Source organism: Microbacterium plantarum (assembly GCF_035231185.1).
Lineage (GTDB): Bacteria > Actinomycetota > Actinomycetes > Actinomycetales > Microbacteriaceae > Microbacterium > Microbacterium plantarum.
Window position 1 is genome coordinate 2,396,769 of sequence record NZ_CP141117.1, and the last position, 23,934, is coordinate 2,420,702.

At 70.5% G+C, this 23,934-nt stretch carries 22 protein-coding genes and 1 pseudogene; 13 read left to right on the top strand and 10 right to left on the bottom strand.

Going from position 1 to position 23,934, the window contains the following annotated elements; genetic code table 11:
* The first annotated feature begins 33 nt into the window (after nucleotides 1–33).
* The 8 genes from VC184_RS11725 (at nucleotide 34) to VC184_RS11760 (ending at nucleotide 7,883) form a co-directional block, all read left to right on the top strand.
* Complete coding sequence (locus tag VC184_RS11725) at nucleotides 34–981, top strand: alpha/beta fold hydrolase (RefSeq protein ID WP_407667107.1); 948 nt, start codon at nucleotides 34–36, stop codon at nucleotides 979–981.
* A 527-nt stretch (nucleotides 982–1,508) separates the two neighbouring features.
* The gene (locus VC184_RS11730; protein WP_323986296.1) at nucleotides 1,509–3,020 is read left to right on the top strand and encodes an ABC transporter substrate-binding protein; all 1,512 of its coding nucleotides are present in this window, start codon (nucleotides 1,509–1,511) and stop codon (nucleotides 3,018–3,020) included.
* Complete coding sequence (locus VC184_RS11735) at nucleotides 3,017–3,967, top strand: ABC transporter permease (protein ID WP_114588488.1); 951 nt, start codon at nucleotides 3,017–3,019, stop codon at nucleotides 3,965–3,967. The genes VC184_RS11730 and VC184_RS11735 overlap by 4 nt, the downstream gene beginning before the upstream one ends.
* The gene (locus VC184_RS11740; RefSeq protein WP_323986298.1) at nucleotides 3,964–4,845 is read left to right on the top strand and encodes an ABC transporter permease; all 882 of its coding nucleotides are present in this window, start codon (nucleotides 3,964–3,966) and stop codon (nucleotides 4,843–4,845) included. Before VC184_RS11735 ends, VC184_RS11740 begins: the two co-directional genes overlap by 4 nt.
* Complete coding sequence (locus tag VC184_RS11745; RefSeq protein WP_274178835.1) at nucleotides 4,842–5,624, top strand: ATP-binding cassette domain-containing protein; 783 nt, start codon at nucleotides 4,842–4,844, stop codon at nucleotides 5,622–5,624. The genes VC184_RS11740 and VC184_RS11745 overlap by 4 nt, the downstream gene beginning before the upstream one ends.
* The gene (locus VC184_RS11750) at nucleotides 5,621–6,430 is read left to right on the top strand and encodes an ABC transporter ATP-binding protein (RefSeq protein ID WP_269267780.1); all 810 of its coding nucleotides are present in this window, start codon (nucleotides 5,621–5,623) and stop codon (nucleotides 6,428–6,430) included. The genes VC184_RS11745 and VC184_RS11750 overlap by 4 nt, the downstream gene beginning before the upstream one ends.
* A 48-nt stretch (nucleotides 6,431–6,478) precedes the next feature.
* Nucleotides 6,479–7,531, top strand: a complete 1,053-nt coding sequence (locus VC184_RS11755; protein WP_114588492.1) for a M4 family metallopeptidase — start codon at nucleotides 6,479–6,481, stop codon at nucleotides 7,529–7,531.
* A complete protein-coding gene (locus tag VC184_RS11760; protein WP_274178836.1) occupies nucleotides 7,524–7,883 on the top strand; it encodes a protealysin inhibitor emfourin in 360 nt (119 codons plus the stop codon). The genes VC184_RS11755 and VC184_RS11760 overlap by 8 nt, the downstream gene beginning before the upstream one ends.
* 4 nt (nucleotides 7,884–7,887) lie before the next feature.
* Here the strand turns inward: VC184_RS11760 and VC184_RS11765 are convergent, their stop codons facing one another.
* Nucleotides 7,888–8,514, bottom strand: coding sequence for a GNAT family N-acetyltransferase (locus VC184_RS11765; protein WP_274178837.1), 627 nt, complete (start codon nucleotides 8,512–8,514; stop codon nucleotides 7,888–7,890).
* Between the two features lie 47 nt (nucleotides 8,515–8,561).
* Nucleotides 8,562–9,218, bottom strand: coding sequence for a uracil-DNA glycosylase (locus VC184_RS11770; RefSeq protein ID WP_274179035.1), 657 nt, complete (start codon nucleotides 9,216–9,218; stop codon nucleotides 8,562–8,564).
* Between the two features lie 93 nt (nucleotides 9,219–9,311).
* Here VC184_RS11770 and VC184_RS11775 point away from each other — a divergent pair, with 93 nt between their 5' ends.
* On the top strand, nucleotides 9,312–10,793 hold the full coding sequence (locus VC184_RS11775; RefSeq protein WP_407667141.1) for an MFS transporter: 1,482 nt from the start codon (nucleotides 9,312–9,314) through the stop codon (nucleotides 10,791–10,793).
* A gap of 18 nt (nucleotides 10,794–10,811) precedes the next feature.
* Here the strand turns inward: VC184_RS11775 and VC184_RS11780 are convergent, their stop codons facing one another.
* A complete protein-coding gene (locus VC184_RS11780; RefSeq protein ID WP_323986303.1) occupies nucleotides 10,812–11,597 on the bottom strand; it encodes an SDR family oxidoreductase in 786 nt (261 codons plus the stop codon).
* 120 nt (nucleotides 11,598–11,717) lie between these two features.
* Between VC184_RS11780 and VC184_RS11785 the strand changes: the two genes are divergently transcribed.
* Entirely contained in the window at nucleotides 11,718–13,040 is a 1,323-nt protein-coding gene (locus VC184_RS11785) for a bifunctional o-acetylhomoserine/o-acetylserine sulfhydrylase (RefSeq protein ID WP_323986304.1), read from the top strand.
* A gap of 78 nt (nucleotides 13,041–13,118) precedes the next feature.
* Here VC184_RS11785 and VC184_RS11790 read toward each other — a convergent pair whose 3' ends face one another.
* Nucleotides 13,119–14,150, bottom strand: a complete 1,032-nt coding sequence (locus tag VC184_RS11790; protein ID WP_112617318.1) for a TerC family protein — start codon at nucleotides 14,148–14,150, stop codon at nucleotides 13,119–13,121.
* Between the two features lie 180 nt (nucleotides 14,151–14,330).
* On the opposite strand from VC184_RS11790, the pseudogene VC184_RS11795 reads away from it, so the two are divergent.
* Both VC184_RS11795 and metX read left to right on the top strand, forming a co-directional pair.
* Nucleotides 14,331–15,347: pseudogene (locus tag VC184_RS11795) on the top strand (DUF2332 domain-containing protein).
* A gap of 45 nt (nucleotides 15,348–15,392) precedes the next feature.
* Nucleotides 15,393–16,595, top strand: coding sequence for a homoserine O-acetyltransferase MetX (gene metX / locus VC184_RS11800; protein WP_269267789.1), 1,203 nt, complete (start codon nucleotides 15,393–15,395; stop codon nucleotides 16,593–16,595).
* Nucleotides 16,596–16,599: 4 nt separating this feature from the next.
* Here metX and VC184_RS11805 read toward each other — a convergent pair whose 3' ends face one another.
* The 4 genes from VC184_RS11805 to VC184_RS11820 form a co-directional block, all read right to left on the bottom strand.
* Nucleotides 16,600–17,778, bottom strand: a complete 1,179-nt coding sequence (locus VC184_RS11805) for an MFS transporter (protein WP_282502593.1) — start codon at nucleotides 17,776–17,778, stop codon at nucleotides 16,600–16,602.
* Between the two features lie 74 nt (nucleotides 17,779–17,852).
* Nucleotides 17,853–18,197 (bottom strand): thiamine-binding protein, encoded by a 345-nt coding sequence (locus tag VC184_RS11810; RefSeq protein WP_112617321.1) that lies wholly within the window; start codon nucleotides 18,195–18,197, stop codon nucleotides 17,853–17,855.
* A 14-nt stretch (nucleotides 18,198–18,211) separates the two neighbouring features.
* The gene (locus VC184_RS11815; protein ID WP_274178843.1) at nucleotides 18,212–19,417 is read right to left on the bottom strand and encodes a glycosyltransferase family 87 protein; all 1,206 of its coding nucleotides are present in this window, start codon (nucleotides 19,415–19,417) and stop codon (nucleotides 18,212–18,214) included.
* Between the two features lie 42 nt (nucleotides 19,418–19,459).
* Nucleotides 19,460–20,311, bottom strand: a complete 852-nt coding sequence (locus VC184_RS11820) for an ADP-dependent NAD(P)H-hydrate dehydratase (RefSeq protein ID WP_274178844.1) — start codon at nucleotides 20,309–20,311, stop codon at nucleotides 19,460–19,462.
* 35 nt (nucleotides 20,312–20,346) lie between these two features.
* Between VC184_RS11820 and VC184_RS11825 the strand changes: the two genes are divergently transcribed.
* Nucleotides 20,347–21,414, top strand: coding sequence for an NADH:flavin oxidoreductase/NADH oxidase (locus VC184_RS11825; protein ID WP_274178845.1), 1,068 nt, complete (start codon nucleotides 20,347–20,349; stop codon nucleotides 21,412–21,414).
* A gap of 24 nt (nucleotides 21,415–21,438) precedes the next feature.
* Here VC184_RS11825 and VC184_RS11830 read toward each other — a convergent pair whose 3' ends face one another.
* Entirely contained in the window at nucleotides 21,439–22,497 is a 1,059-nt protein-coding gene (locus VC184_RS11830; protein WP_112617324.1) for a hemolysin family protein, read from the bottom strand.
* Entirely contained in the window at nucleotides 22,494–23,861 is a 1,368-nt protein-coding gene (locus VC184_RS11835; protein WP_274178846.1) for a hemolysin family protein, read from the bottom strand. The genes VC184_RS11830 and VC184_RS11835 overlap by 4 nt, the downstream gene beginning before the upstream one ends.
* Nucleotides 23,862–23,934: the final 73 nt, after the last annotated feature.

Here is a 23,934-nt window from a genome sequence, read left to right on the forward strand (position 1 = left end):
CCTCCCCCGTCGCGGGAGAATGGTCCCTCCCCGATGCGAAGGATCACCGTGCACGACGACACGTTCGACGAGTTCTCGTTCCTGCCCGTCCAGGCCGCTGAGGCCGGCGTTCCGACACCCGCGGCCGAGCGGCTGTTCACCTTCGCCCCTGACGGGCGACCGGTCAGCGCGCTCCGACTCGGCGACGGCGAGCCCGAGGTCACCCTTCTTCACGGGGCCGGCCTCAACGCCCATACGTGGGATCGCACCGTCCTCGCGCTCGGGCGGCCGGCGCTGGCGATCGACCTGCCGGGACACGGTGACTCCGCGTGGCGCGACGACGCCGACTACACGGGACGGACGCTCGCGGCCGACATCGCTCCGGCGCTCGAGCAGTGGACGGCGACGCCGCAGGTCGTGGTCGGGCAGTCGCTCGGCGGCCTCACGGCCGCGGCCCTCGCCGCAGCGCGCCCCGAGCTCGTGCGTGCCCTCGTGATCGTCGACATCGCGCCCGGGCTCGACCCCGCCGGAGCGGCGTCGCAGATCCGGCGGTTCTTCGCCGGACCGACAAGCTGGGCCTCTCGCGCGGAGATGGTCGAGCGTGCACTGTCGTTCGGGCTCGGCGGAGACCGCACCGCGGCCGAGCGCGGCGTCTTCCTCAACTCGCGCGTGCGCGACGACGGCCGCGTGGAGTGGAAGCACCACTTCGCACGCATTGCCAACGGGCTCGCCGGCGACCCCGGCGCCGCGGCCGCGGCATCCGAGCGGCAGGATGCGCTGGCTCCGGCCCTCGCGGCATCGGGCTGGGATGACTTCGCCGCCGTGGCGGCGCCCATCACGCTCGTACGGGGCACACGGGGCTATCTGACCGACGCCGACGTCGATCGGTTCGGCGAGCGCCTTCCCGCAGCGCGCATCGTCACGGTGGAATCGGGCCACAACATGCAGGAGGAGCTCCCGACCGAGCTCGCCCGCATCATCCGCGACGCCGCCACCGCCTGACTCCCCCGCATACTGCGGGCTTTGTGCCGTCAACAGGCGGAGCCGACGTCACGGGCACCCGGGCGCCGCAGGAGGGTTGTTCAGCCTGTCAACGGCCGCGGCGCCGCGGCGAAGCGGTGCTGCGGTGCCGCCGACAGGCTCAACGCGCGCGTGGCCCAGCTGCGTCGCGCGATTCAGCTGTTCATCCTGGCGACGGAACCCCCGCGAACAGCGGGCATCGCCGGGTTGGAGGGCGCCTCTGGTCGGCGGAGATCGGCCCGGTCTGCGCTCCTGCGGCGAGCTCCACCGGCCAAGCCGTACCGCCGACAGGCTCAACCGGCCCGCGGCCGTCTCACCCGCCCGGCAGCCCGCGCTCAGCCTGCGCACGGCACGCTCCCGAGCAAATAGGGAGTCGCCGTGCGACGCTGGACGACGGTGAATGCGTCTCGCGGTCGTGGCGGACCCTAGGCTGTATGCCGCACTGAGTTCGCGGACGCGCATCGGACAGCAACGATGCCACCGCCCTTGCGAAAGGAACCCTCCTCCACATGCTCCGCCGCACCACCGTGACCGCCGCCGCACTGCTGGCTGCAGGCACCCTCCTCCTCGCCGGCTGCACCGGGTCGACCGAGCCCGGGCCGTCCGCCACCATGGGCGCCCCTGACCCGGACGCCAGCGTCAACATCCGCCTGGTGCTCGAGCCCTCGAACCTCGACATCCGGCAGACCGCGGGCATCTCGCTCGATCAGACGCTCATCGACAACGTCTATCAGGGCCTCGTCGCCCGCACCGCGGAGGGCGAGATCGTCGACGCGCTCGCCAGCGCCCACGAGGTTTCCGCAGACGGCTTGACCTACACGTTCACGTTGCGTGAGGGAGTCACCTTCCACGACGGCCAACCCCTCACGCCTCAGGATGTCGTGTCGTCGCTGACCACCCGGCAGGCCACCGCCGAATGGGCGGACAGCGAACGACTCGCCAACGTCACGTCGGTCACCGCCGACGGGCAGAAGATCGTGCTGACGCTGTCGCAGCCCGACTCGTCGCTGCTGTGGAACCTCACGGGCCGCGCGGGGATCATCCTCAAAGAAGGCGACACCGTCGACTACAACACCGCCGCCAACGGCACCGGGCCCTTCCGGCTGGCGAACTGGCGCCAGGGCGCCAGCCTGACGCTCGAGCGGAACGAGGCGTACTGGGGGGATGCGGCTCAGGTAGCCGACGTCACGTTCGACTTCATCCCCGACAACCAAGCAGCAATCAACGCCGCTCTCGCCGGCGAGATCGACGTCGTCGTCGGCTTCGACGCGAACCTTGCCGATCAGGTCGAGGGCGGCGGCGACTTCGTCGTCGAGACCGGCAGCGCGACCGATAAGAGCGTGCTCGCGATGAACTCCTCGTCGGGGCCCCTGGCTGATGTCCGGGTGCGCGAGGCGATCCGAACCGCCATCGACCACGACGCCATCGTCGAGGCCGTCGGTGCAGGGCAGACGCTCTACGGTCCGATCCCCGAGGCCGACCCCGGATACGAGGACCTCTCGGATGTCGTCTCCTACGACCCCGAGGCAGCCCGGGCGCTGCTGAGTGAGGCCGGCGTCAGCGATCTCGCGCTGACCCTGACCATCCCGTCGGCCTACGGCACGACGCTCCCGCAGATCCTGGTCTCGAACTTCAACGACGTCGGGATCGACCTCAGGGTCAACCCCGTCGACTTCGGCACCTGGCTCAGCGACGTGTACACGAACAAGGACTACGAGCTCAGCGTCGTCAACCACGCCGAGCCGCGCGACTTCGAGAACTGGGCGAACCCCGACTACTACTTCACCTACGACAACGCCGAGGTGCAGGATCTCTACGCGCAGTCGCTGCTCGCGACGGACGAGCAGTCCGCCGATGACCTCCTGAAGAAGGCCGCGCGGATCGTGTCCGAGGACCACGCCGCCGATTGGCTCTACAACTGGGCTTCGGTGGTCGCGGTCGCCACGAACGTCTCGGGTATGCCCGTCGACAACGTGAACGCGCGCATCAACCTCGCCGAGATCGCCAAGAGCGACGGGTGATCCGTTACGCGCTGACGCGACTGGCCCTGCTGTTGCTGGGTCTGGTCGTCGCCAGCGTGCTGATCTTCGTGACGTTGCGGGTTCTGCCCGGCGATGTCGCGCAGCAGATCGCCGGAACCAACTCCACGCCGGAGCAGGTCGCGGCGCTGCGTGAGCGCCTCGGCCTCGACGTGCCGTTGCCGGCGCAGTATCTCGAGTGGATGTCGGGGCTGCTGCGCGGCGACCTCGGCACGTCGCTGGTGACGGGCTCGCCCGTCGCGGCGGAGCTCGCCGCCAAGGCTCAGGTCACCGTCCCCCTCGGGCTGATGTCGATGGTGGTGGCGCTGATCATCGCACTCCCGTTCGGTGTGATGGCAGCCATCCGTCGCGGCCGCGCCGACGGCACGGCGCTCTCGTTCGGCGCGCAGGCGATCGCCGCCGTACCCGTGGTCTGGGCGGGCATGATGCTGGTCGTCGTGTTCGCGATCTGGCTTGGCTGGCTGCCCGCGCAGGGCTTCCCGCGCGGCGGGTGGGGCGACCCGGCGCGGGCCTTCGCCGCACTGATCCTTCCCGCGGTCACCATCGGCGTCGTCGAGGGCGCGATGCTGATGCGGTTCGTCCGCAGCGCCACGCTCTCGGCGATGGGGCAGGATTTCGTCCGCACCGCAGCTGCCAAGGGACTCACGCGCCGTGCCGCGCTGCTTCGCCACGGCCTGCCGACGGTCGGCCTGTCGATCATCAGCGTCCTGGGCCTGCAGGTCGCGGGCATCGTCGTGGGAGCGGTCGTGATCGAGCAGCTGTTCACCCTGCCGGGTATCGGCCGGATGCTGGTCTCGGATGTCGGCCTGCGCGATCTGCCGAAGGTCCAGGGCGAGCTCCTCGCGCTCACGGCGGTCGTTCTCGTCGTCGGTTTCATCGTCGACCTCGTGCATCGCGGTCTGGATCCGAGACAGCGGGAGGCCTCATGAACGACCGGATGCCGTGGCTGCGGCGACTGTGGTCGCTTCCTGCCGGCCGTTTCGGGCTCATCGTGGTCGTCACCATCGGGGTCGTGGCCGCGGTCTCGCTCGTCTGGACCCCGTTCGACCCGCAGCGGGTGGACATCCCGGCGCGGTGGAGCCCGCCGAGCTGGCCGCATCTGCTCGGCACCGACGCGTCGGGTCGCGACATCCTCTCGCTGCTGATCGCGGGGGCGCGCACGACGGTCCTCGTCGCCGCAGGCGCGGGCGTCGTCGCCACGCTGATCGGTATCGCACTCGCCTGCCTCGGCGCGCTCACCCGCCGCTGGACCCGCGAGGTCGTCGCCGTGCTCGTCGACATCCTGATCGCTTTTCCCGTGCTGCTGATCGCGATGATGATCTCGGCGGTGTGGGGTGGCTCACTGTGGGTGGTCGTCATCTCCGTCGGCATCGGATTCGGCGTCAACATCGCGCGCGTCACCCGGCCGGAGCTGCGCCGCACGCTGCACAGCGATTTCGTGCTCGCGGCGCGCGCCAACGGCCTCACGCCGTCGCAGATCGCCCTGCGCCACCTGCTCCCGAACGTCGCGCCCGTCTTCATCGTGCAGCTGTCGTGGGGCATGGCGGTCGCGGTCCTCGCCGAGGCGGGCCTGAGCTACCTCGGTTTCGGCGCTCCCCCCACGCAGCCCTCGTGGGGGCTACTGCTGAGCGAGCTGCAGACGTACCTGACGGCGCATCCGCTGAGCGTCGTGTGGCCGGGGCTCGCGATCACGATCACCGTGCTGGGACTCAACCTCCTCGGCGACGGTCTGCGCGAGGCGACCGACCCGACGCTCGCCCGGCGGCGCTCCCCCGCCGCATCGCATACTCCGGCGGTGGTCGCATGAGTCTCGAGGTCGAGGGCCTGTCGGTCGTGCTCGACGGGCGCCGCGTGGTCGACGACGTGTCGTTCGGCGTCGCCGACGGCGCGCGGGTCGGGCTCATTGGGGAATCGGGGTCGGGCAAGTCGCTGACCGCCCTGGCTGTGCTCGGGCTGCTTCCCGACGGCGCCGAGGTCGAGGGCAGCATCCGGTGGAACGGGCGGGAGCTGATCGGCCTGCCGGACCGCGAGCTGGCCGCTCTCCGCGGCGAGCAGATCGGCATCGTCTTCCAGGAGCCTCAGACCGCCCTGAACCCGCTGCGGACGGTGGGCCGGCAGGTCGCGGAGCCCCTGCGCATCCACGGCCGCGCCGGCCGGCGTGAGGCTCTCGCACGGGCTCAGGCCGATGCTGATCGGGTGAGGCTCCCCGAGGGCGCGCTGCGCCGCTACCCGCATCAGCTCTCGGGCGGCCAGCGCCAGCGGGTGGCGATCGCCATGGCCCTGGCCGCTCGGCCGCGCCTGCTCATCGCCGACGAGCCGACGACCGCGCTCGACGTGACGATCCAGGCCGAGATCCTGGCGCTCCTGGGAGAGCTGGTCGAGAACGACGGGATGTCGCTGCTGTTCATCACCCACGACCTCGCCGTGCTGTCTCAGGTCGCGTCGGAGGCGGTCGTGCTCGAGCATGGTCGCGTCGTCGAGGACGGCACGGTCGCCGACCTGCTCACCGCTCCGCAGTCGGAGGTCACCCGTGGCCTGCTCCGCGACGCGACGGCCACGGTCTGGCGGCCGGAGGGAGACGCATGACAGGCGAGGTGCTCATCTCGGCGCGCGGCCTGAGCAAGCGCTATCGGGTGCGCGCCGGCGGTGCGGGTGCGCCACGACGCGAGACCGTCGCGCTCGACGACGTGGACGTCGATGTCCGCTCGGGCTCGGCGCTGGGGATCATCGGCGAATCGGGGTCGGGCAAGTCGACCCTCGTGCGGCTCCTCCTGGGCCTCGACACGCCCTCGACGGGAACGGTGACGATCGACGGGCGTCCCGTGGACGCCCGCGCGTCGGCTCGCAGCCTGCACTGGCTCCGCCGACGGACCGGCATCGTCTTCCAGGACCCGTACGCCTCGCTCGATCCCCGCATGAGCGTCGGCCGCATCATCGCTGAGCCCCTGTGGGCGCTCGACATTCCCGGCGACCGCCGCGCGCGCGTCCACGAGGTGCTGTCGGACGTCGGACTGGATGCCGACGCGGCGGAGCGCTACCCGCACGAGTTCTCGGGGGGTCAGCGCCAACGCATCGCGCTCGCCCGCGCGATCGCGCACCGCCCGGCGATCCTCGTCGGCGACGAGCCGCTGTCGGCGCTCGATGTGACGGTGCGGGCGCAGATCCTCGAGGTCTTGCGCCGTCTGCGTGCGGAACAGGGGATGACGCTGCTGCTGGTCTCGCATGACATCGGCGTGGTCCAGAACCTCTGCGACGAGGTCATCGTGATGACCGAGGGGCGCATCGTCGAGGAGGGCCCCACCGAGAAGGTGCTGCTCCAGCCGCAGGCGGCCTACACGCGTCGCCTCCTCGCCTCGGTGCCCGTGATCGACCCGCATCGCACGCAGGACTAGACGTCCCCTTCCGCACTCGATGTCGGTGACCGCCGCTACCGTGAGGCCATGCGCGCGATCATCCCCCCATACCTCCTCGCCCGCGTCGCCTCCGCTCGCGAGCCCCACCTCGCGCGGGCCGCGGTCGCCGCGCGGACCACCCTCGCCGCGCGTCCGTCCGATCTGGCCGGACGTTCGCAGCTGCGTCTCTCCGTCGAGCCGGGCGGCACTCTCGTCGCCGAGCGCATCGCCGCAGCCGACCGGGCCGTATCCGACGCGCAGGGCCGCGAAGAGCTTCCGGGCGTCCTCGTCCGCCGCGAAGACGACCCGCCCACCGGCGATCGCGCGGTCGACGAGGCCTTCGACGGGCTCGGCGCGACGTTCTCGTTCTTCCGCGACGCCTACGGCCGCGATTCGCTCGACGGGCGAGGCGGTGTGCTCGCGGCCACCGTCCACTACGGCGAGGCGTACGACAACGCGTTCTGGAACGGCGAGCGCATGGTCTTCGGCGACGGCGACGGCGAGGTGTTCACCGGGTTCACCGGGTCGCTGACCGTCATCGCCCACGAGCTGGCCCACGGCATCACCGAGTTCTCGGGAGGCCTGACGTACGCGGGTCAGTCCGGCGCTCTCAACGAGTCGCTGTCCGATGTGTTCGGCGCGCTCACCGAGCAGCACCGACTCGGCCAGAGCGCCGAGCAGGCGTCGTGGCTCATCGGCGCGGGCATATTCACGGATGCCGTCCAGGGGCGCGCCCTCCGGTCGCTGGCCGAACCCGGGTCGGCCTACGACGACGATGTTCTCGGACGCGACCCGCAGCCCGGGCACATGCGCGACTACGTCGTGACGACCAGCGACAACGGCGGGGTTCACATCAACTCGGGCATTCCCAACAGAGCGTTCCACCTCGTCGCAGCGCGGCTGGGCGGCTACGCCTGGGAACGCGCGGGACTCATCTGGTATCGCACACTCACCTCGGGAGCGCTCTCCCCCGATTCCGACTTCGCTGCCTTCGCCGCCGCCACCATCGCCCAGGCCGTCGACGAGTACGGTGAGGAGACGGAGGAGGTCGCCGCCGTGCGTGCCGGATGGCAGGGCGTCGGCGTGCTGGAGGATGCCTGACACCCGTGACGACGGTTCCGCGGCGCAGCTGCGGATCGTCGTGGAGCGCACCGGCGGTTTCGCCGGCCTGACCCGGGCGTGGCGCGTCGAGCCGACGCCGGCTGACCGCGACGGGTGGCGCGAGCTGATAGGGCGGTGCCCCTGGCAGGAGATCGACGCGTCGGCACCGGCAGGCAAGACCGGATCGGGCGGGGCCGACCGCTTCCTTTGGCGGATCGCCGTCACCGACAGCGAGACGACGCGTCAGGCCGAGTTGAACGACGACCTCGACGAACCGTGGCGATCGCTCGTCGAGGCGGTGCGAACCGGTCACCCGGCCGAACCCGACCCGAATGCCGACGACGCGGGGTGAGGCCTCAGCCGGACTTCTGAGTGAAAAGCCCGCGCAGCCCCTTCTTCGGCTGCTCCAGCGACTTCTGCAGGTAGATCGTGCCCAGCCACCGGCCGAACTTGTGACCCACGCGCCCCATCCGGCCGACCTCGACGAACCCGAAACGCTCGTGCAGGGCGATCGACGCCTCGGCGCCCTTGTCGCTCACGACCGCGACGATCTCGCGCAGTCCCAGCTGCTGGCATGCGTCGATGAGTGCCTCGAGCAGCGCACGCCCGAGGCCCTTCCCGGTGGCCGCCTGACCGAGGTAGATGGACGTTTCGGCGGTGTAGCGGAATCCGGTCTTGCCGTTCCACGGCGACGCGAGTGCGTATCCCAGGATCTGCCCCGTCGGCGACACCGCGACGAGGAACGGCAGCTTGAGCTTCGTCAGATAGTCGTACTTCTCGCGCCACTGCGCGAGCGACCACTTCTTCTCGTCGAAGGTCACGACGGAGTTGGTCACGTAGTAGTTGTAGATCTCGCGGATGTCGGGGAGGTCATCCGGGCGCGCCGGCCGGATCTCGTACGAGAAGGGCCGTTCGGCTTCGGCCGGACGGCGCAGGTGCCGCGGCAGGCGTCGGCGGTCGCGGTTGGAGTCCTCCTCGAGCATGCAGCAACTCTACGGCGCAGACGTTTCGCGCCGATGACGACGGCGGTTCAGGCCTCCGGAATGCGCCAGTCGATAGGCTCGCCACCCCGCGCGACGAGCAGTTCGTTCACGCGCGAGAAGGGGCGCGACCCGAAGAAGCCACGGTTCGCCGAGAGCGGTGAGGGATGCGGCGACGCCACGATCGCCGCGTCGCCGAGCAGCGGCCGCAGGGTCGCGGCATCCTTCCCCCAGAGAACCGCCACGAGGGGGCGCTCCCGCGCTACCAGCGCGCGGATGGCGTGCTCCGTCACGCGTTCCCAGCCCCACCCCCGGTGGGATGCCGGTGCCCCGGGGGCGACCGTCAGCACTCGGTTCAGCAGCAGCACGCCCTGATCACTCCAGGCGGAGAGGTCGCCGTGCGGCGCGGGGGCGATGCCGAGGTCCGATTCGAGCTCCCGATAGATGTTCCCGAGGCTCCGGGGCAATGGCCGCACGTGGGCGTCGACCGCGAAGGAGAGTCCGATCGGATGCCCCGGGGTCGGGTAGGGATCCTGACCGACGATCAGGACGCGGACGTCGGCCATCGGCCGTTGGAAGGCGCGCAGCACGCGGTCGCCCGCCGGCAGGTACCCGCGACCGGCGGCGGTCTCGGCGCGCAGCCGGTCACCCAGCGACGCGATGTCACCGGCGACGGGTTGCAGCGCCTCGGCCCACTCGGGGGCCATCAGACCGGCGGCGGCGAGCTCGGGCAGGGAATGGGGCGTCACCCTCTCAGGGTAGGCCGGTCGTGCCGGTATGCTCGCCCCGTGTCGACGACGCTGCGCACCTCCGCTCTGGGCGTCACCGCGGGTCTGATCGGGTGGTTCATCCTGGTCGAGATCGTCAGCGGCATCCTGCAGGGCTATTACGTTCCGCTCTTCAGTGACATCGTCGCCGAGCTCGGGATCCACGACTCGGACGTGAACTGGTTCGAGGCCGCGCAACTGCTGCTGTCGGCGCTCGTCGTACCGGTGCTGGCCAAGCTCGGCGACATGTACGGGCACAAGCGGATCCTGCTGGTCGCAGCTGTCCTGACCGCCGCGGCGACCTGGTGGCTCGCGTTTGCGGCATCCTTCTGGACCTTCCTCATCGCCTGGGCGCTGCAGGGCTTCTACGTCGTCTGGCTCCCCCTCGAGATCGCGCTCATCTTCGAACGGGGCAGGCGGCAGAGCCGGGGCGTCTCGCTCACCCGGCGCGCGGCGGGGCTCCTGGTCGTCGGGCTTCAGGCCGGCGCGATCATGGGCGCATTGGCCGCGGGCCGGATCTACGCCGCCACAGCCGGCGACATGACGTTGACGCTGATCGTGCCGGCGGTGGCGGTGACCCTCGTCGCGATCGTCATCTGGCTCTGGGTGCCCGAGTCGAAGCCGGAGCCGGGCCGGCGGCAGCTGGACTCACGTGGCTTCGTGCTCCTCGCGGTCTCGTTGCTGTTCGTCACCAGCGCCCTAACGTTCCTCCGCTTGAACGGCCCCGCGGCCTTCTGGGTGTGGGCGCTGCTCCTCGCGGGAATCGTAGGTTTCGTCGTCTTCGGACGGTTCGAACTGCGCCAGCCCGACCCCGCGGTCGATATTCGGATGCTCGCCCGCCCGGAGATGTGGCCGGTGCAGGCCACCGCGTTCCTCGTCGGCATCAGTCTGCTCGGAGCCCAGGGCCCGTTGTCGACCTATGCGGGCACGGACCCTGCGCTCGGTTACGGTCTCGGGCTCGACGCCACCGACCGGTCGAACATCATCGGGGTCTACCTCGTGTCGCTCATCGTGGGCGCCGTACTGTTCGCGGTCACGTCTCGCCGAGCGAGTCCCCGGGTCGTCCTCATCGGCGCAGCGCTGCTCGTCGGCATCGGGTACGCGCTCTTCCTGCCGTTCCACCGGGAGCTCTGGCAGGTTCTGCTCAACCTCTGCATCGCGGGCCTGGGCTGTGGCGCGCTCGTCGGCGCGATGCCGGCTGCGGCGGCAGCGGCCGCCCCGCGCGGGCAGACCGGTGTGGCGTCGGCCATGACCAACACGACCAAGACCATCGGCGGAACGTTCTCGTCGGCGATCTTCGGCGTCGTGCTGGCCGCCGGCGCGGGTGTCGTCGCGAGCGAGACCGCGGCCTCACTCGGCGGTTACCTCACGGTGTGGGCCATCTGCGCCGCCGGCGGCTTCGTCGCAGCGGTCCTGCTGTTCGTGGTGCCTCGCGTGGCGTTCGCCGACGCCGAGGATGCCGCTCCCCAGCCCGCGGGCGACACGGATGGCACCGTCATCGAACCCCGCGGCTGAGAAGACTCATCCCGCCTGTCAGGCTTCCGTCGATCGCGGACGCAGCGGACCGCGCGCCAGCAGGTGCTGCGCGGACTGCGCGACGGGACGCATCGTCACGAGGTCGAGGTTGACGTGCCCCGGCGCGTTCAGCGCGTACGCGACGACATCCGCCACGTCTTCGGCGACGAGAGGCTGCTCGACGCCCTCGTACAGGCGGTCCGCCGCTTCCTGGTCGCCGCCGAGACGGTTCAGCGTGAACTCCTCGGTGCGCACCATGCCCGGCGCGATCTCGACCACGCGGATGGGCTCGCCGTTCAGCTCCAGCCGCAGCGCGTGGACGAGCATCGACTCCCCCGCCTTCGCCGCGTTGTAGCCGGCGCCTCCCGGGTAGGCCGTCTGAGCGGCGGTCGAGGTGACGTAGACGGTGTCGGCATGGCCGGAGCCCGCCGCGACGGCGCGTCGCAGCAGCGGGAGGAGAGCCGCGGTCAGCCGCTGCGCCGACAGGACGTTCGCCTCGAACATCCACTGCCAATCCTCGGCCGCGCCGTCTTCGACGCGGTCGGTGCCGCGAGCACCGCCGGCGACGTGGACCAGGGCGTGGACATCGCCGGAGGCGGCGAGGTGCTCGGTGAGGGCGGCGACATCCCCCTCGCGGGTCAGATCCGCGGCGAATGAGGCGGAGCCGACCTCGACGTCGAGCGCCTCGAGGCGCTCCGCCCGCCGGGCGACGCCGACGACCTCCCACCCCGACGCCCGCAGCGCGCGGACGACCGCCTCGCCGATTCCCGAACTCGCACCGGTGACCACTGCACGTCGCGTCATGCTCCCACCGTAGCCGTCAGGTTACGCAGCGTGTCCCGCGCGTTGTCGGGCATACGCGGTTTCCGTACGCTCGACCCAGGCCGGCGACCGTCGCCGCTTTCCGACCCGATGGAGCCACGCATGTCCGCATCCGAGAACTGGCGCTTCGAGACGAAGCAGATCCACACCGGAGCCGCACCGGACCCGGTCACCAAGGCACGGGCGACGCCGATCTACCAGACGACCTCGTACGTGTTCGACAACTCCGACCACGCCGCGAACCTGTTCTCGCTCGCGGAGTTCGGCAACATCTACACGCGCATCCAGAACCCCACGCAGGATGTCGTCGAGCAGCGCCTCGCCGCACTCGAGGGTGGCACCGGCGCTCTCCTCGTCGCGTCGGGTCAGGCCGCCGAGACGTTCGCGATCCTCAACATCGCCGAAGCCGGAGACCACTTCGTCGCCTCGAGCTCGATCTACGGCGGCACCTACAACCTGTTCAAGTACACGCTCGCCAAGCTCGGCATCGAGGTCACGTTCGTCGAGAACCAGGACGACCTCGAGGAGTGGCGCCGCGCGGTGCGCCCCAACACCAAGCTGTTCTTCGCCGAGACGATCGGCAACCCGCAGATCAACGTCCTCGACATCCGCGGTGTCTCCGACGTCGCCCACGAGGCCGGCGTGCCGCTGATCGTCGACAACACGATCGCCACGCCCTACCTCATCCGTCCCTTCGAGCACGGCGCCGACATCGTCGTGCACTCCGCCACCAAGTTCCTCGGCGGCCACGGCACGGTCATCGGCGGCGTCATCGTCGACGGCGGCAGCTTCCCCTGGACGGAGCACTCCGAGCGCTTCCCGGGGCTCACGACGCCCGACCCCTCGTACCACGGCGCCGTCTACACGCAGGCTGTCGGCGACGGCCTCGCCTACGTCATCAAGGCGCGCGTCCAGCTGCTGCGCGACCTCGGCGCGGCGATCTCACCCCAGAGCGCATGGCTGCTCATCCAGGGCATCGAGACGCTCTCCCTGCGCATCGAGCGCCACGTGCAGAACGCACAGGAGATCGCCGAGTGGCTCGAGAACCATGAGGACATCGCCTCGGTCAACTACTCGGGCCTGCCGACCTCGCCCTGGTACGCCGCGGCCAACCGCTACGCGCCGAAGGGCGTCGGGGCGGTGCTGTCGTTCGAGCTGAAGGGCGGCGTCGCCGCCGGCCGCGCGTTCGTGGACTCGCTGCAGCTGTTCAGCCACCTCGCGAACATCGGTGACGTGCGGTCGCTCGTCATCCACCCCGCGTCGACGACGCACTCGCAGCTGACCCCGGAGCAGCAGCTCACGACGGGCGTCACCCCCGGCCTCGTCCGCCTGTCCGTGGGGCTGGAGAACATCGACGACCTCAAAGCCGACCTCGAGCAGGCCCTCGCCGCCGCGCGCAACGTCGCCGAAGCGGCGCGCGCCTGATCGTTCCTCCTCAGAACGACCGGATGCCCCGGACCACCGCGAGCGGTGGGGCCGGGGCATCCGTCGTTCGCGGCGCCGTCAGTCGGCGTCGGTGGCCGTCGTGATCTGCTCGCCCTGAACCTGCTCGCGGTCGTTCTTCGCCTTGTCCCCGCGCGTCTTGGCGAGGCTCGCGACGGTGGCGACCGCGACGGTAGCGGCGATGAACAGCAGCGAGAACCAGATCGGGATCTCGGGAACCCACAACAGCGGCTCACCGCCGTTGATGAAGGGCAGCTCGTTGACGTGGAGCGCGTGGAACACGAGCTTCACGCCGATGAAGGCGAGGATGACCGCCAGGCCCTGCGCGAGGTAGACCAGACGCTCCAGCAGACCGCCGATGAGGAAGAACAGCTGGCGCAGGCCCATCAGGGCGAAGGCGTTCGCCGTGAAGACGATGTAGGCCTCGTTGGTCAGACCGTAGATCGCTGGGATCGAGTCGACCGCGAAGACGAGGTCGATGAAGCCGATCGCGATGATGACGAGGAGCATCGGCGTGACGAAGCGCTTGCCGTCCTTCTGCACCGTCAGCTTGTCGCTGTTGTACTCGTCGGTCACGGGAAGGTGGCGGCGGACGAACGTCATGAACTTGCCGTTGGCCGGGTCGGAGTCACCGTGCGAGAAGGCCTGACGGTAGGCGAGGAAGAGCAGCAGCGCACCGAAGATGTAGAAGATCCATGAGAAGTTGTCGATGAGCGCCGCGCCGATGGCGATGAACGCACCGCGCATGATGAGCGCGATCACGATGCCGATCATCAGCACCTTCTGCTGGTACTTCTTCGGCACCGCGAAGCCGGTCATGATGATCAGGAAGACGAAGAGGTTGTCGATCGACAGGGCCTTCTCGGTCAGGTAACCGGCGAAGTACTCGCCCGCGAACACCCAGCCCCAGCCCGGCACGAAGCCGATGACCACGCCGAAGATGAGCGCGAGGCCGATGTAGAACGCCGACCAGCGCGCCGATTCGGCGATCGTCGGCTCGTGCGGCGTGCGCACGTGCGCGAAGAACTCGTACACGAAGAAGGCGATGGTCACCGCGATGGTGATGATCCACACGAGCGGAGTGATGTCCACGAAGGCTCCAAGGGGTCGACAGTAGCGAACGGCCAGGTCTCCTTCATCCCCGGAGGGACCGGCGTCCCGGAATCCGACGTCGGATCCGTAATGACGAGAGCGCCGCAGGCGGAAGTACTCCCCTTGCTTCGCGGTATCTTACGCGACGATCGTGACGCTCAGCGCATCTACCCTGAAGCGATGGACGCCGACACCTCCCGCCGCTACCATGCGTTCGCCGACTGGGCCCGGGGCAGCTCGCCGCTCTATGCCGAATGGGCCGAGGGCATCGCCGGCGACGACGAGCTCACCGAGCGGATCGCGCTCCTGGGCGAGCGGCGCGGCCAGCCGAATCTCGTCTTCGCCGCGGCGCGATGGGCCGGCTGCGGACTCGGGCCGTTCGCCGCTTGGCGCGAGCGGCTGATCTCGGAGTGGGACCGGGTCGCCGCCATCACCGCGGAGCGCCGCACGCAGACCAACGAGGTCGGACGCTGCGCCACCCTCCTGCCTCTCCTCTCCCGCATCGACGGACCGATCGCCCTCCTCGAGACCGGCACAGCCGCGGGCCTCTGCCTCTAGCCCGACCGGTACGCGTACGAGTACGCGTCGCCCGGCGGCGAGCCGCTGCCGGCGATCGTTCCTGAGGGGTCAGATGCCGCCCATCGCCCGCTGTTGCGCTGCCGCATCGACAACCCCGGCGCCGTGCCCGAGTCCCTTCCCGACATCGTCTGGCGCGCCGGCATCGACCTCGCCCCGATCGACGTGCGCGACGCCGATGCGATCGCCTGGCTCGAGACGCTCATCTGACCCGGCCCCGTCCATGACGAGCGCATCGGGCGACTCCGCGCTGCCGTCGAGGTGGCGCGGGCCGACCCACCGCGCATCGTCGCCGGCGACATCCTCGAACTCCTTCCCGAGGTCGCAGCCGAGAGCCCGCCCGAGGCGACGCTCGTGGTCTTCCACAGCGCGGTGCTCCTCTACCTCGGTGCCGACGAACGTCGCCGCTTCGCCGACCTCGTGAGCGCTCTCGGCGAACGGGTGAACCGTCACGTCGTCTGGATCTCGAACGAGACGGTGGGCACCCTGCCGGAGATCGACGGACGGATGCCGCACGGCGTCGACCCCACCGGCAGCTTCGTCCAGACGATCGACGGGATGCCCGTCGCACTCGCGGGCCAGCACGGCGCGACCTACGAGGTGTCTCCGTTCCGGTCGTGACGTAACACGCGAGCAGCGTGCGCCACGACCCGGGAGAATGGCGACATGGACTGGCAGACCTCCGAAGACACGGTGCCGAGCGCGCCGATCACGGAGGCCGATGCGCGCCTGCTGCGCGGACGCCCGCCCGCCACGGGCGCCTGGCGCGACGGCGACCCTGTCGGCCACCGGAGCTTCGGTGCGTTCGGTCCGCTCATCACCGAGAGCGGCGAGCAGCTGCCGAGCTTCCGCCTCGCCTACGAGACGTGGGGCGAGCTCTCACCCGAACGCGACAACGCCGTGCTCGTGCTCCACGCCCTCACCGGCGACAGCCACCTGCGCGGCGAGGCAGGCCCGGGGCACCCGACGGCAGGCTGGTGGGAGGACATCGTCGGTCCCGGTCTGGCGATCGACACCGACCGCTGGTTCGTGGTCGCCCCGAACATGCTGGGCGGCTGCCAGGGGTCGACGGGCCCCTCGTCGATCTCGTCCGACGGCTACGAATGGGCGGCTCGGTTCCCGTACCTCACGATCCGCGATCAGGTCGCCGCGCAGGTCCGGCTGGCCGACGCCCTCGGGATCGAGGTGTGGGCCGCGGTCGTGGGCGGATCGATGGGCGGCATGCACGCGCTCGAGTGGGGTATCGGGCACCCCGACCGCCTGGAGCGGCTCGCGATCCTCGCCGCCCCGCCCGTGAACACCGCCGACCAGATCGCGCTGAACTCGGTCCAGCTCGAAGCCATCCGCATCGACCCCAGGTTCCAGGACGGCGAGTACTACGACGCGGCAGACGGCGACGGCCCGCACCGCGGTCTCGCGCTCGCGCGCCGCATGGCTCTGCTGAACTACCGCAGCCCGACCGAGCTGAACCTGCGCTTCCAGCGCACGTGGCAGTCAGGCAAGAGCCCGCTCGGTCTCGGCGGACGCTTCGCGGTGGAGAGCTACCTCGACTTCCACGGCAACAAGTTCACGCGACGCTTCGACGCGAACAGCTACATCACGCTCGTCGAGGCGATGAACTCGCACGACGTCGGCCGTGACCGCGGCGGGATCGACGACGCCCTGGCGCGCGTCACCGCGCGCACCCTCGTGCTGGGCATCGACTCCGACCGGCTGTTCCCCGTCGAGGGCCAGCACCGCATCGCCCGCGGCATCCGATCGACGATCGACGAGGCGGCGGTGGTGATCTCGAGCGATTTCGGGCACGACGCCTTCCTGATCGAGACGCCGATCGTCGGCGCTCACCTGCGACGGCTGCTCGAAAGCTGACGTCTCAGCGTGTCGGCGCAGGCGCGTCGGATCGGTCGATCAGCGAAGGCGAGCGCCGCCGCGCACGAGCCTCGACGGCGAAGCTCGCGCACGCGACCCCGAACCCGGCGAGGGCGAGGACGACCCCCACCCAGACCGGCGCGACGAACCCGAGCCCGGCGGCGATGACGACTCCGCCCAGTGCCGCACCCAACGCGTTGCCCATGTTGAGCGCCGAGTGGTTCAGCGCCGCCGCGATCGACTGGTTGTCGCCCGCGACATCCATCAGCCTCGTCTGGATGGTCGGGCTCAACGCCGACGAGAAGAACCCGACCAGGAAGACGAACAGGCCGACCGCCACGATCCAGCCGGCCGTCAGTGCGAGCAGCGCTTGAACCGCCGCAAGAGCGAGCAGGCCGCCCAAAAGGCTTCGCCGCAGATCGTTGTCGGCGAGCCTGCCTCCGACGAGGTTCCCGACGGTCATGCCGAGACCCGCGACGACGAGCACGATCGGCACCGCCCACTGCGGCGAGCCGGCCGCCTCGGTGACGAGGGTCGCGACGTAGCTGTAGACCGCGAAGAAGCCGCCGAAGCCGATCGCCCCGATGCCGAGCGCGAACCACACCTGGCCGATGCCGAAGACCCGCAGTTCGGCGCGCAGGGTGCGCGACGGCTCCCCTGCGTGATGCGGGACGGTCAGTGCGATCGCCACGGTGGCCAGCGCGAAGATCGCCGCGACGACGAGGAACGCGGCCCGCCAACCGAACTGCTGGCCGAGGAAGGTGCCGAGCGGAACACCCACGACGTTGGCGATCGTGAGGCCCGTCAGCACGAACGCGACGCCCTGCGCACGCTTGCCCGGACCCAGGACGTCGGCGGCGACGAGAGCACCGATGCCGAAGTAGGCACCGTGTGGCAGGGCCGCGAGGAACCGGGATGCCGCGACGAGCTCGAACGTCGGCAGCACGAGCGTCAGCGCGTTGCCGAGGGTGAGGGCGAGCGCGAGGAAGACCATGACCCGGTGCCGCGGGTACTTCGCCACGACTCCTGCGATGGTCGGCGCCCCCACGACGACGCCGGCGGCGTAGAGCGTGATGAGCCACCCCGCCTGGGCGATCGCGGCTTCCGGATCGCTCGCGTAGACGGAGGGCAGCAGCTCGCCGGCGATCTCCGGCAGAAGGCCCATGACGACGAACTCCGTCATCCCGATGCCGAAGCTGCCGATCGCGAGCGAGAGCAGGGCCCGGCGGGCGGTCGGGCGGGAGATGGCGGGCGTCGTCACTCCGGGAGCGTAGCGCCGCGCTCCCCCTCATGTCGAATCGATTCGAGCGCGCCCTCGAGGCGCTCGATCTTGCCGTCGAGCTCGCCGCTGTAGCCCGGCCGGATGTCGGCCTTGAGCACGAGCGATACGCGTGACCCGAACGGCATGACCGCCTCGGTCGCGTGCTTGACGACGGCCATCACCTCGTCCCACTCCCCCTCGACCTCGGTGAACATCGAAGTGGTGCGGTGCGGCAGGCCGGATGCCCGCACGACGGCCACGGCTGCGGCGACGGCATCGTGCACCGAGCCGTCGGGATTGCTGCCGGTGCCGCTGGGAGCGACGGAGAAGGCGATGAGCATGATGGACCTCCGGATCAGGCGGGGATGGATGACGGCGTCCGGACCGGCACCCGGACGAGGCGCACCACCATCCAGACACCGAGGACGATGAGCAGGGCGTTGCGCACGGTGAGGATGCCGACGCCGAGGGGATGCGCCGCGAGGACCTCGCCGTAGAACACCGGGTACACGAGCTGGGTGAGCGCGCTGAGCACGAGGACGAGGATCGCCGGTCGCACCCAGGCGCGGCGCGCGACGACCAGTCCGAGCACGACGGGCGGGACGAGCCAGCACAGGTACTGCGGCGAACCGACCTTGTTGAGCACGATGAAGACGGTGACGATCGCGAGCGCCGCGACGGGCAGAAGGTCGCGCACCGCAGCGCCACGGCGCACCTTGAGGGCGGCGACGACCGCCACGGCCCCCACCCCGATCATGAGGATCGGAGTCATCGACGCGATGACCGGATCGATCTCGGTGCCGGTTACCTGGAACGTCAGGATCTCGGTCGAGTAGTAGACGAAGAACCCCGGGATGCCGAGCATCTGCCCCCACAGGTAGAACATGCTCACGGGCGCCTCGACCTGAAGACCGCGCCCCGTCTGATCTCCGATGAACCCGAGCGCATGGTCGAGGCCACCGGCGGCGACGACGGCCGCGAGCGTCGCGACCGAGACGACGAGCCCGGCACCGACGAGCGCCCACCGCCGCCGGAGCGCGATGACCGCGGCGGCGATGATCGCCGCGGGCCAGACCTTGATCCATGTCGCCACGGCGAGCAGGATGCCGGCCAGCCAGGGCCGTCCGCGAAGCCACAGGCCACCCATCACGGCGAGCGCGACGGTGACGGCGTCGAGCCGGTAGAGGCCGACCGGGCCGAGGAGCAGAATCGCCGCGAGCCAGAACCACGCCGCCGTCACGCGTCCGCGCGATCGCGCGCGGCCCACGAGGACCGCGAAGGCGACGGCGTCCAGAGCCGTGACGAAGATGGCCCAGCCCACCGTGTAGCCGGCGATCCACGCGAACCCGTGGGCGAGCACAAGCGGGACGAGGGCGAGCTGGGGGTACACCCAGTCCTCGTCGATCCCCACGATGCCCTCACCGGCGAGCGCTCGCTGCGACCAGGGTTCGTAGACGAGGTAGACATCCCCCATCGGCTGATTCGGGAGCACGAATCCGAGCACCGAGACCACGACGTGGACGAGCGCGAACGCGACCCACAGCGTTCCCCGTCTCGACACCGTCACATCCTACGGTGAGGCCATTGGGGCCCACCGGTGGTGTCAGCGGGCGGCCGGGTCGCCGCCGGAGAGCAGCACGTGGATCACGGCGGGTACGGCCTCGGCGACGTCCAGCGCCGTGATCGGGCCGGGACCGGCACCGCGACCGGCATGTCCGTGGATGTACGCCGCCGCGGCGGCCAGCGGTGCCAGGGCCGCGGCATCCAGATCGTGCTGCGCGCCCCGGGCCGCCACGACAGCACCCAGGATGCCGCCGAGCACGTCACCGGTGCCCGCGGTGGCGAGCCACCCGGTGCCGGCCCGGACGACGGCGGTCCATCCGTCGGGGGCCGCGACGACGGTCTCGGCGCCCTTGAGCAGCACGGTGATCCCGGCCGCGGCCGCGGTCTCGCGGGCGGCCTCGATGCGGTCGGTCAGTGACGTCGGTGTCACGTCGTCGAGGCCGAGCAGCCCGCGCAGGCGCGCGTGCTCGCTCTGGTGCGGCGTGACGACGAGCGGGGCGGTCGCGCCGGGGACCAGGTCGAGGGCCCCGGCGTCGACGACGACGGGGAGGTCGCCCTGCAGCAGCTCTCCCAGCCGTGCGGTCTCGGCGGCGGGCCGGGTCGCGGCATCCGTCCCCGATCCGATCAGCCACGCCTGCACGCGGCCGGGCGCCGTGACCGTCTCGGGCCGGCGCTGGAGCACGAGGTCGGCGGGACGCTCGGGGCCGAGGTAGCGGACCATCCCGATGCCCGTCCGCCAGGCGGCCTCGACACCGAGCACGGCGGCACCGGGATACTCCTGCGATCCGGTTCGCACACCGAGCACCCCGCGGGAATACTTGTGGTCGTCGGCAGTTGGCTTGCGCAGGAGCGCGACCGTGTCGCGCGCATCCCATTCGTGGATCTCGACCATGGCGCCACCCTATCGGCGCCCCGAAGGAGCCCGGCGTGAGCCAGTTGTTCAGCCCCCTGACCATCCGAACCGTCGAGGTGCGCAACCGCCTCTGGGTCGCCCCCATGTGCCAGTACTCGGCGCAGGACGGCATGCCGAACGACTGGCATCACGTCCACCTCGCGCAGTTCGCCTCGGGCGGCGCCGGACTCGTCATGGCCGAGGCGACCGCGGTCGTGCCCGAGGGTCGCATCACCCCCGAAGACACCGGCATCTGGAACGACGAGCAGCGCGACGCCTGGCGCCCGATCGTGACGGCGATCCACGACCGCGGCGCCGTGGCCGCGATCCAGCTCGCGCACGCGGGCCGCAAGGCGTCGACGTATTCGCCGTTCGCCGCCGAGCGCGGGACCGTGCCGGAGGCGGAGGGCGGCTGGCAGGCACTCGCCCCCTCGGCCGTCGCCTTCGACGGCTACGCCCGGCCCGACGAGCTCGAGCGCGCTGAGATCGACGCCCTCGTGACCGCGTTCGCCGATGGGGCACGCCGTTCACGCGAAGCCGGCTTCGACGTGCTCGAGATCCACGCGGCCCACGGCTATCTGCTGCACGAGTTCCTGTCGCCGTTGTCGAACCAGCGCACCGATGAGTACGGCGGGTCGCTCGAGAACCGCGCCCGGCTCCTGCTGCTCATCGTCGAGGCGGTTCGCGCCGCCGCTCCCGACGCCCCGCTGTTCGTGCGCTTCTCGGCGACCGACTGGGCCGAGGGCGGCTGGGATGTCGCCGAGACGGCGACGGTCTCGGCCTGGGCGCACGAGCGCGGCGCCGACCTCATCGACGTCTCGAGCGGCGGCCTCGTCGCACACCAGCGAATCACCACGGGACCGGGTTACCAGGTGCCCTTCGCGAGCCAGATCCGCGCGACCACCGGGCTGCCCGTCAGCGCGGTCGGCGAGATCACGACCGGCACGCAGGCCGAGGAGATCCTCGCCGCCGGAGACGCCGACGCGATCATGGCCGGACGCGAGTGGCTGCGCGACCCCCACTTCGGGCTCCGCGCGGCCGACGAGCTGGGCGAGGACGCCTCGGTCTGGCCGCCGCAGTACGTTCGCGCGCGGCGCCGCTGAGCGAGCGCCGTCACCCGGCCAGGCTCATGCCCAGCGAGGTGCGCGGCGCGTGGCGTCGTGCACCTCGCCGATGAGCTCCTCGATGATGTCCTCGAGGAAGAGCACCGCGGTCGTCCGCCCCTCGGCATCCCGAACCTGGGCGAGGTGACGGCTCGATCGGCGCATCAGAGCGAGCGCGTCCTCGAGATCGGTCGTCTCGGCGACCGGCACCATGAGATGGATGCGCTTGGACTTGATCGGACGCGATGCCGCGCCGTCGGCATCCTCCGCCTCCCGCAGCACGTCCTTCAGGTGCACGTACCCGACCGGCTGGTCGGTGTCATCGACGATGACGTAGCGCGAGAAGCCGTGCCGCGCGACGGCGCGCTCGACGTCCTCGGGGGTCGCCGTCTCGGGCAGCGTGACCAGTTCGCCGAACGGCACGGCGACATCCGCCGCCTTCTTGTCGGTGAACTCCACGACGGCCGCGACCGTTCCGGACGCATCGTCGAGCACGCCCTCGATACGGGACGTCGCAACGATGGTCGCGACCTCGTCGAGCGTGTAGGTCGAGGTCGCCTCGTCCTTCGGTTCGACCCGGAACAGACGCACCGCGTGGTTGGCGATCCAGTTCAGGGCCACGATGATCGGGTAGAAGAGCCGCGAGACCCACCGCAGCGGCGTCGCCAGCAGCAGCACGGCTCGGTCGGGCAGCGAGAAGGCCAGGTTCTTCGGAACCATCTCGCCGAACACGACGTGCAGGTACGACACGACGATGAGCGCCACGGCGAAGGCGACGACATCGACCACCGCCTCGCCCCACCCGGTGAGCCCGAGCGGCACGGCCAGCAGGTGGTGGATCGCCGGTTCGGAGACGTTCAGGATCACCAGCGAGCAGATCGTGATGCCCAGCTGGCACGTCGCGAGCATGAGGGTCGCGTGCTCCATCGCCCACAGCGCGGTCTTCGCCGAGCGCGACCCCTTGTCGGCGAGGGGCTCGATCTGCGATCGGCGCGCGGAGATGACGGCGAACTCGCTCGCGACGAAGAACGCGTTGAAGGCCAGCAGCACGACGAGCCAGGCCAGTCCCGCCCAGTCGTTCATCGACGATCACCGTCCTCGCGGCGCGGCGCCGGTCGCATCGGCTCGACCGCGGACGCGGTCGGTGCCTCCTCGGGCACCGGGGTGGGCTCGAAACGCACGCGGTCGACCCGCCTGCCGTCCATCCGCTGCACGGTGAGCGTGCCGTCCTCGATCTCGACGGTGTCGCCGACGACCGGGATGCGCTCCAGCACACTCATCACGAACCCTCCGACGGTGTCGTAGACGTCGCCCTCGGGAACCCGGATGCCGGTGCGGTCGAGCACCTCGTCGGGACGCAGCTCGGCGGGGAAGACGATGCCGCCGGCGACCCTCAGCACCCCGGCGCGGTTGCGATCGTGCTCGTCGAGCACCTCGCCGACGATCTCCTCCACGAGATCCTCGAGCGTCACGACACCGGCCGTGCCGCCGTACTCGTCCACGACGATGGCCATCTGATACCCCCGGGCGCGCAGTTCGCTGAGCACGGCGTCGAGATGCACGGCCTCGGGCACCCGCAGCGGATCCTCCGCGATGGCGGCGGCGGGAACGTCTGCGCGGCGCTCGCGCGGGACGCTGACCGCCTGCTTGACGTGGACGATTCCGGTGATGTCGTCCATCGAGTCACCGAAGACCGGGAACCGGCTGTGGCCCGTGCGCCGCGCGAGCTGGATGACGTCCTCGACGCTGTCGCCCGCAGCGACCGCGTGCAGGCTCGGGCGCGGCGTCATGACGTCGGCCGTGGTCAGCCGAGCGAAGGTGAGCGAACGGTCCAGCAGCGATGCGGTGTCCTTCTCGAGCACGCCCGCGCTCGCGGACCGGCGCACGAGGCTCGACAGCTCCTCCGCCGAACGGGCCCCCGACAGCTCCTCCTTGGGCTCGACGCCCATCGAGCGGAGCACTCCGTTCGCGCTGCCGTTGAGCACCGTGACGGCCGGCCGGAACACGGTCGTGAAGAGGGTCTGGAACGGGATGACGAGCTTCGCCGTCTGACGAGGGATCGCCAGAGCGAAGTTCTTCGGGACGAGCTCGCCGAGGATCATCGAGAAGATCGTCGCGATCGACACGCCCACGACGGCGGCGACGGGCCGCGACACGGTCTCGGCCCAGCCCCACGCCTCGAAGACCGGCGACAGCAGGTTCGAGATCGCCGGCTCCATCGTGTAACCGGTGAGCAGCGTCGTCAGCGTGATGCCGAGCTGCGCGCTCGACAGATGCGTCGAGGTGATCCGCAGCGCCGCGATCGTCATCGAGAGGCGCGATTCGCCCGCCGCCTGGCGGGCCTCGAGGTCCGCGCGATCGAGGTTGACGAGCGCAAACTCACTCGCGACGAACAGACCGGTGCCGACGGTCAGCAGGAGCCCCACGCCCAGCATGATGAAATCCATCAGGCGTCACCCCCGATCGGTCGGGGTCGGCGGGGCGAGGGTCGGCAACTAGGAGGGTCGTCCATCGTGCGCC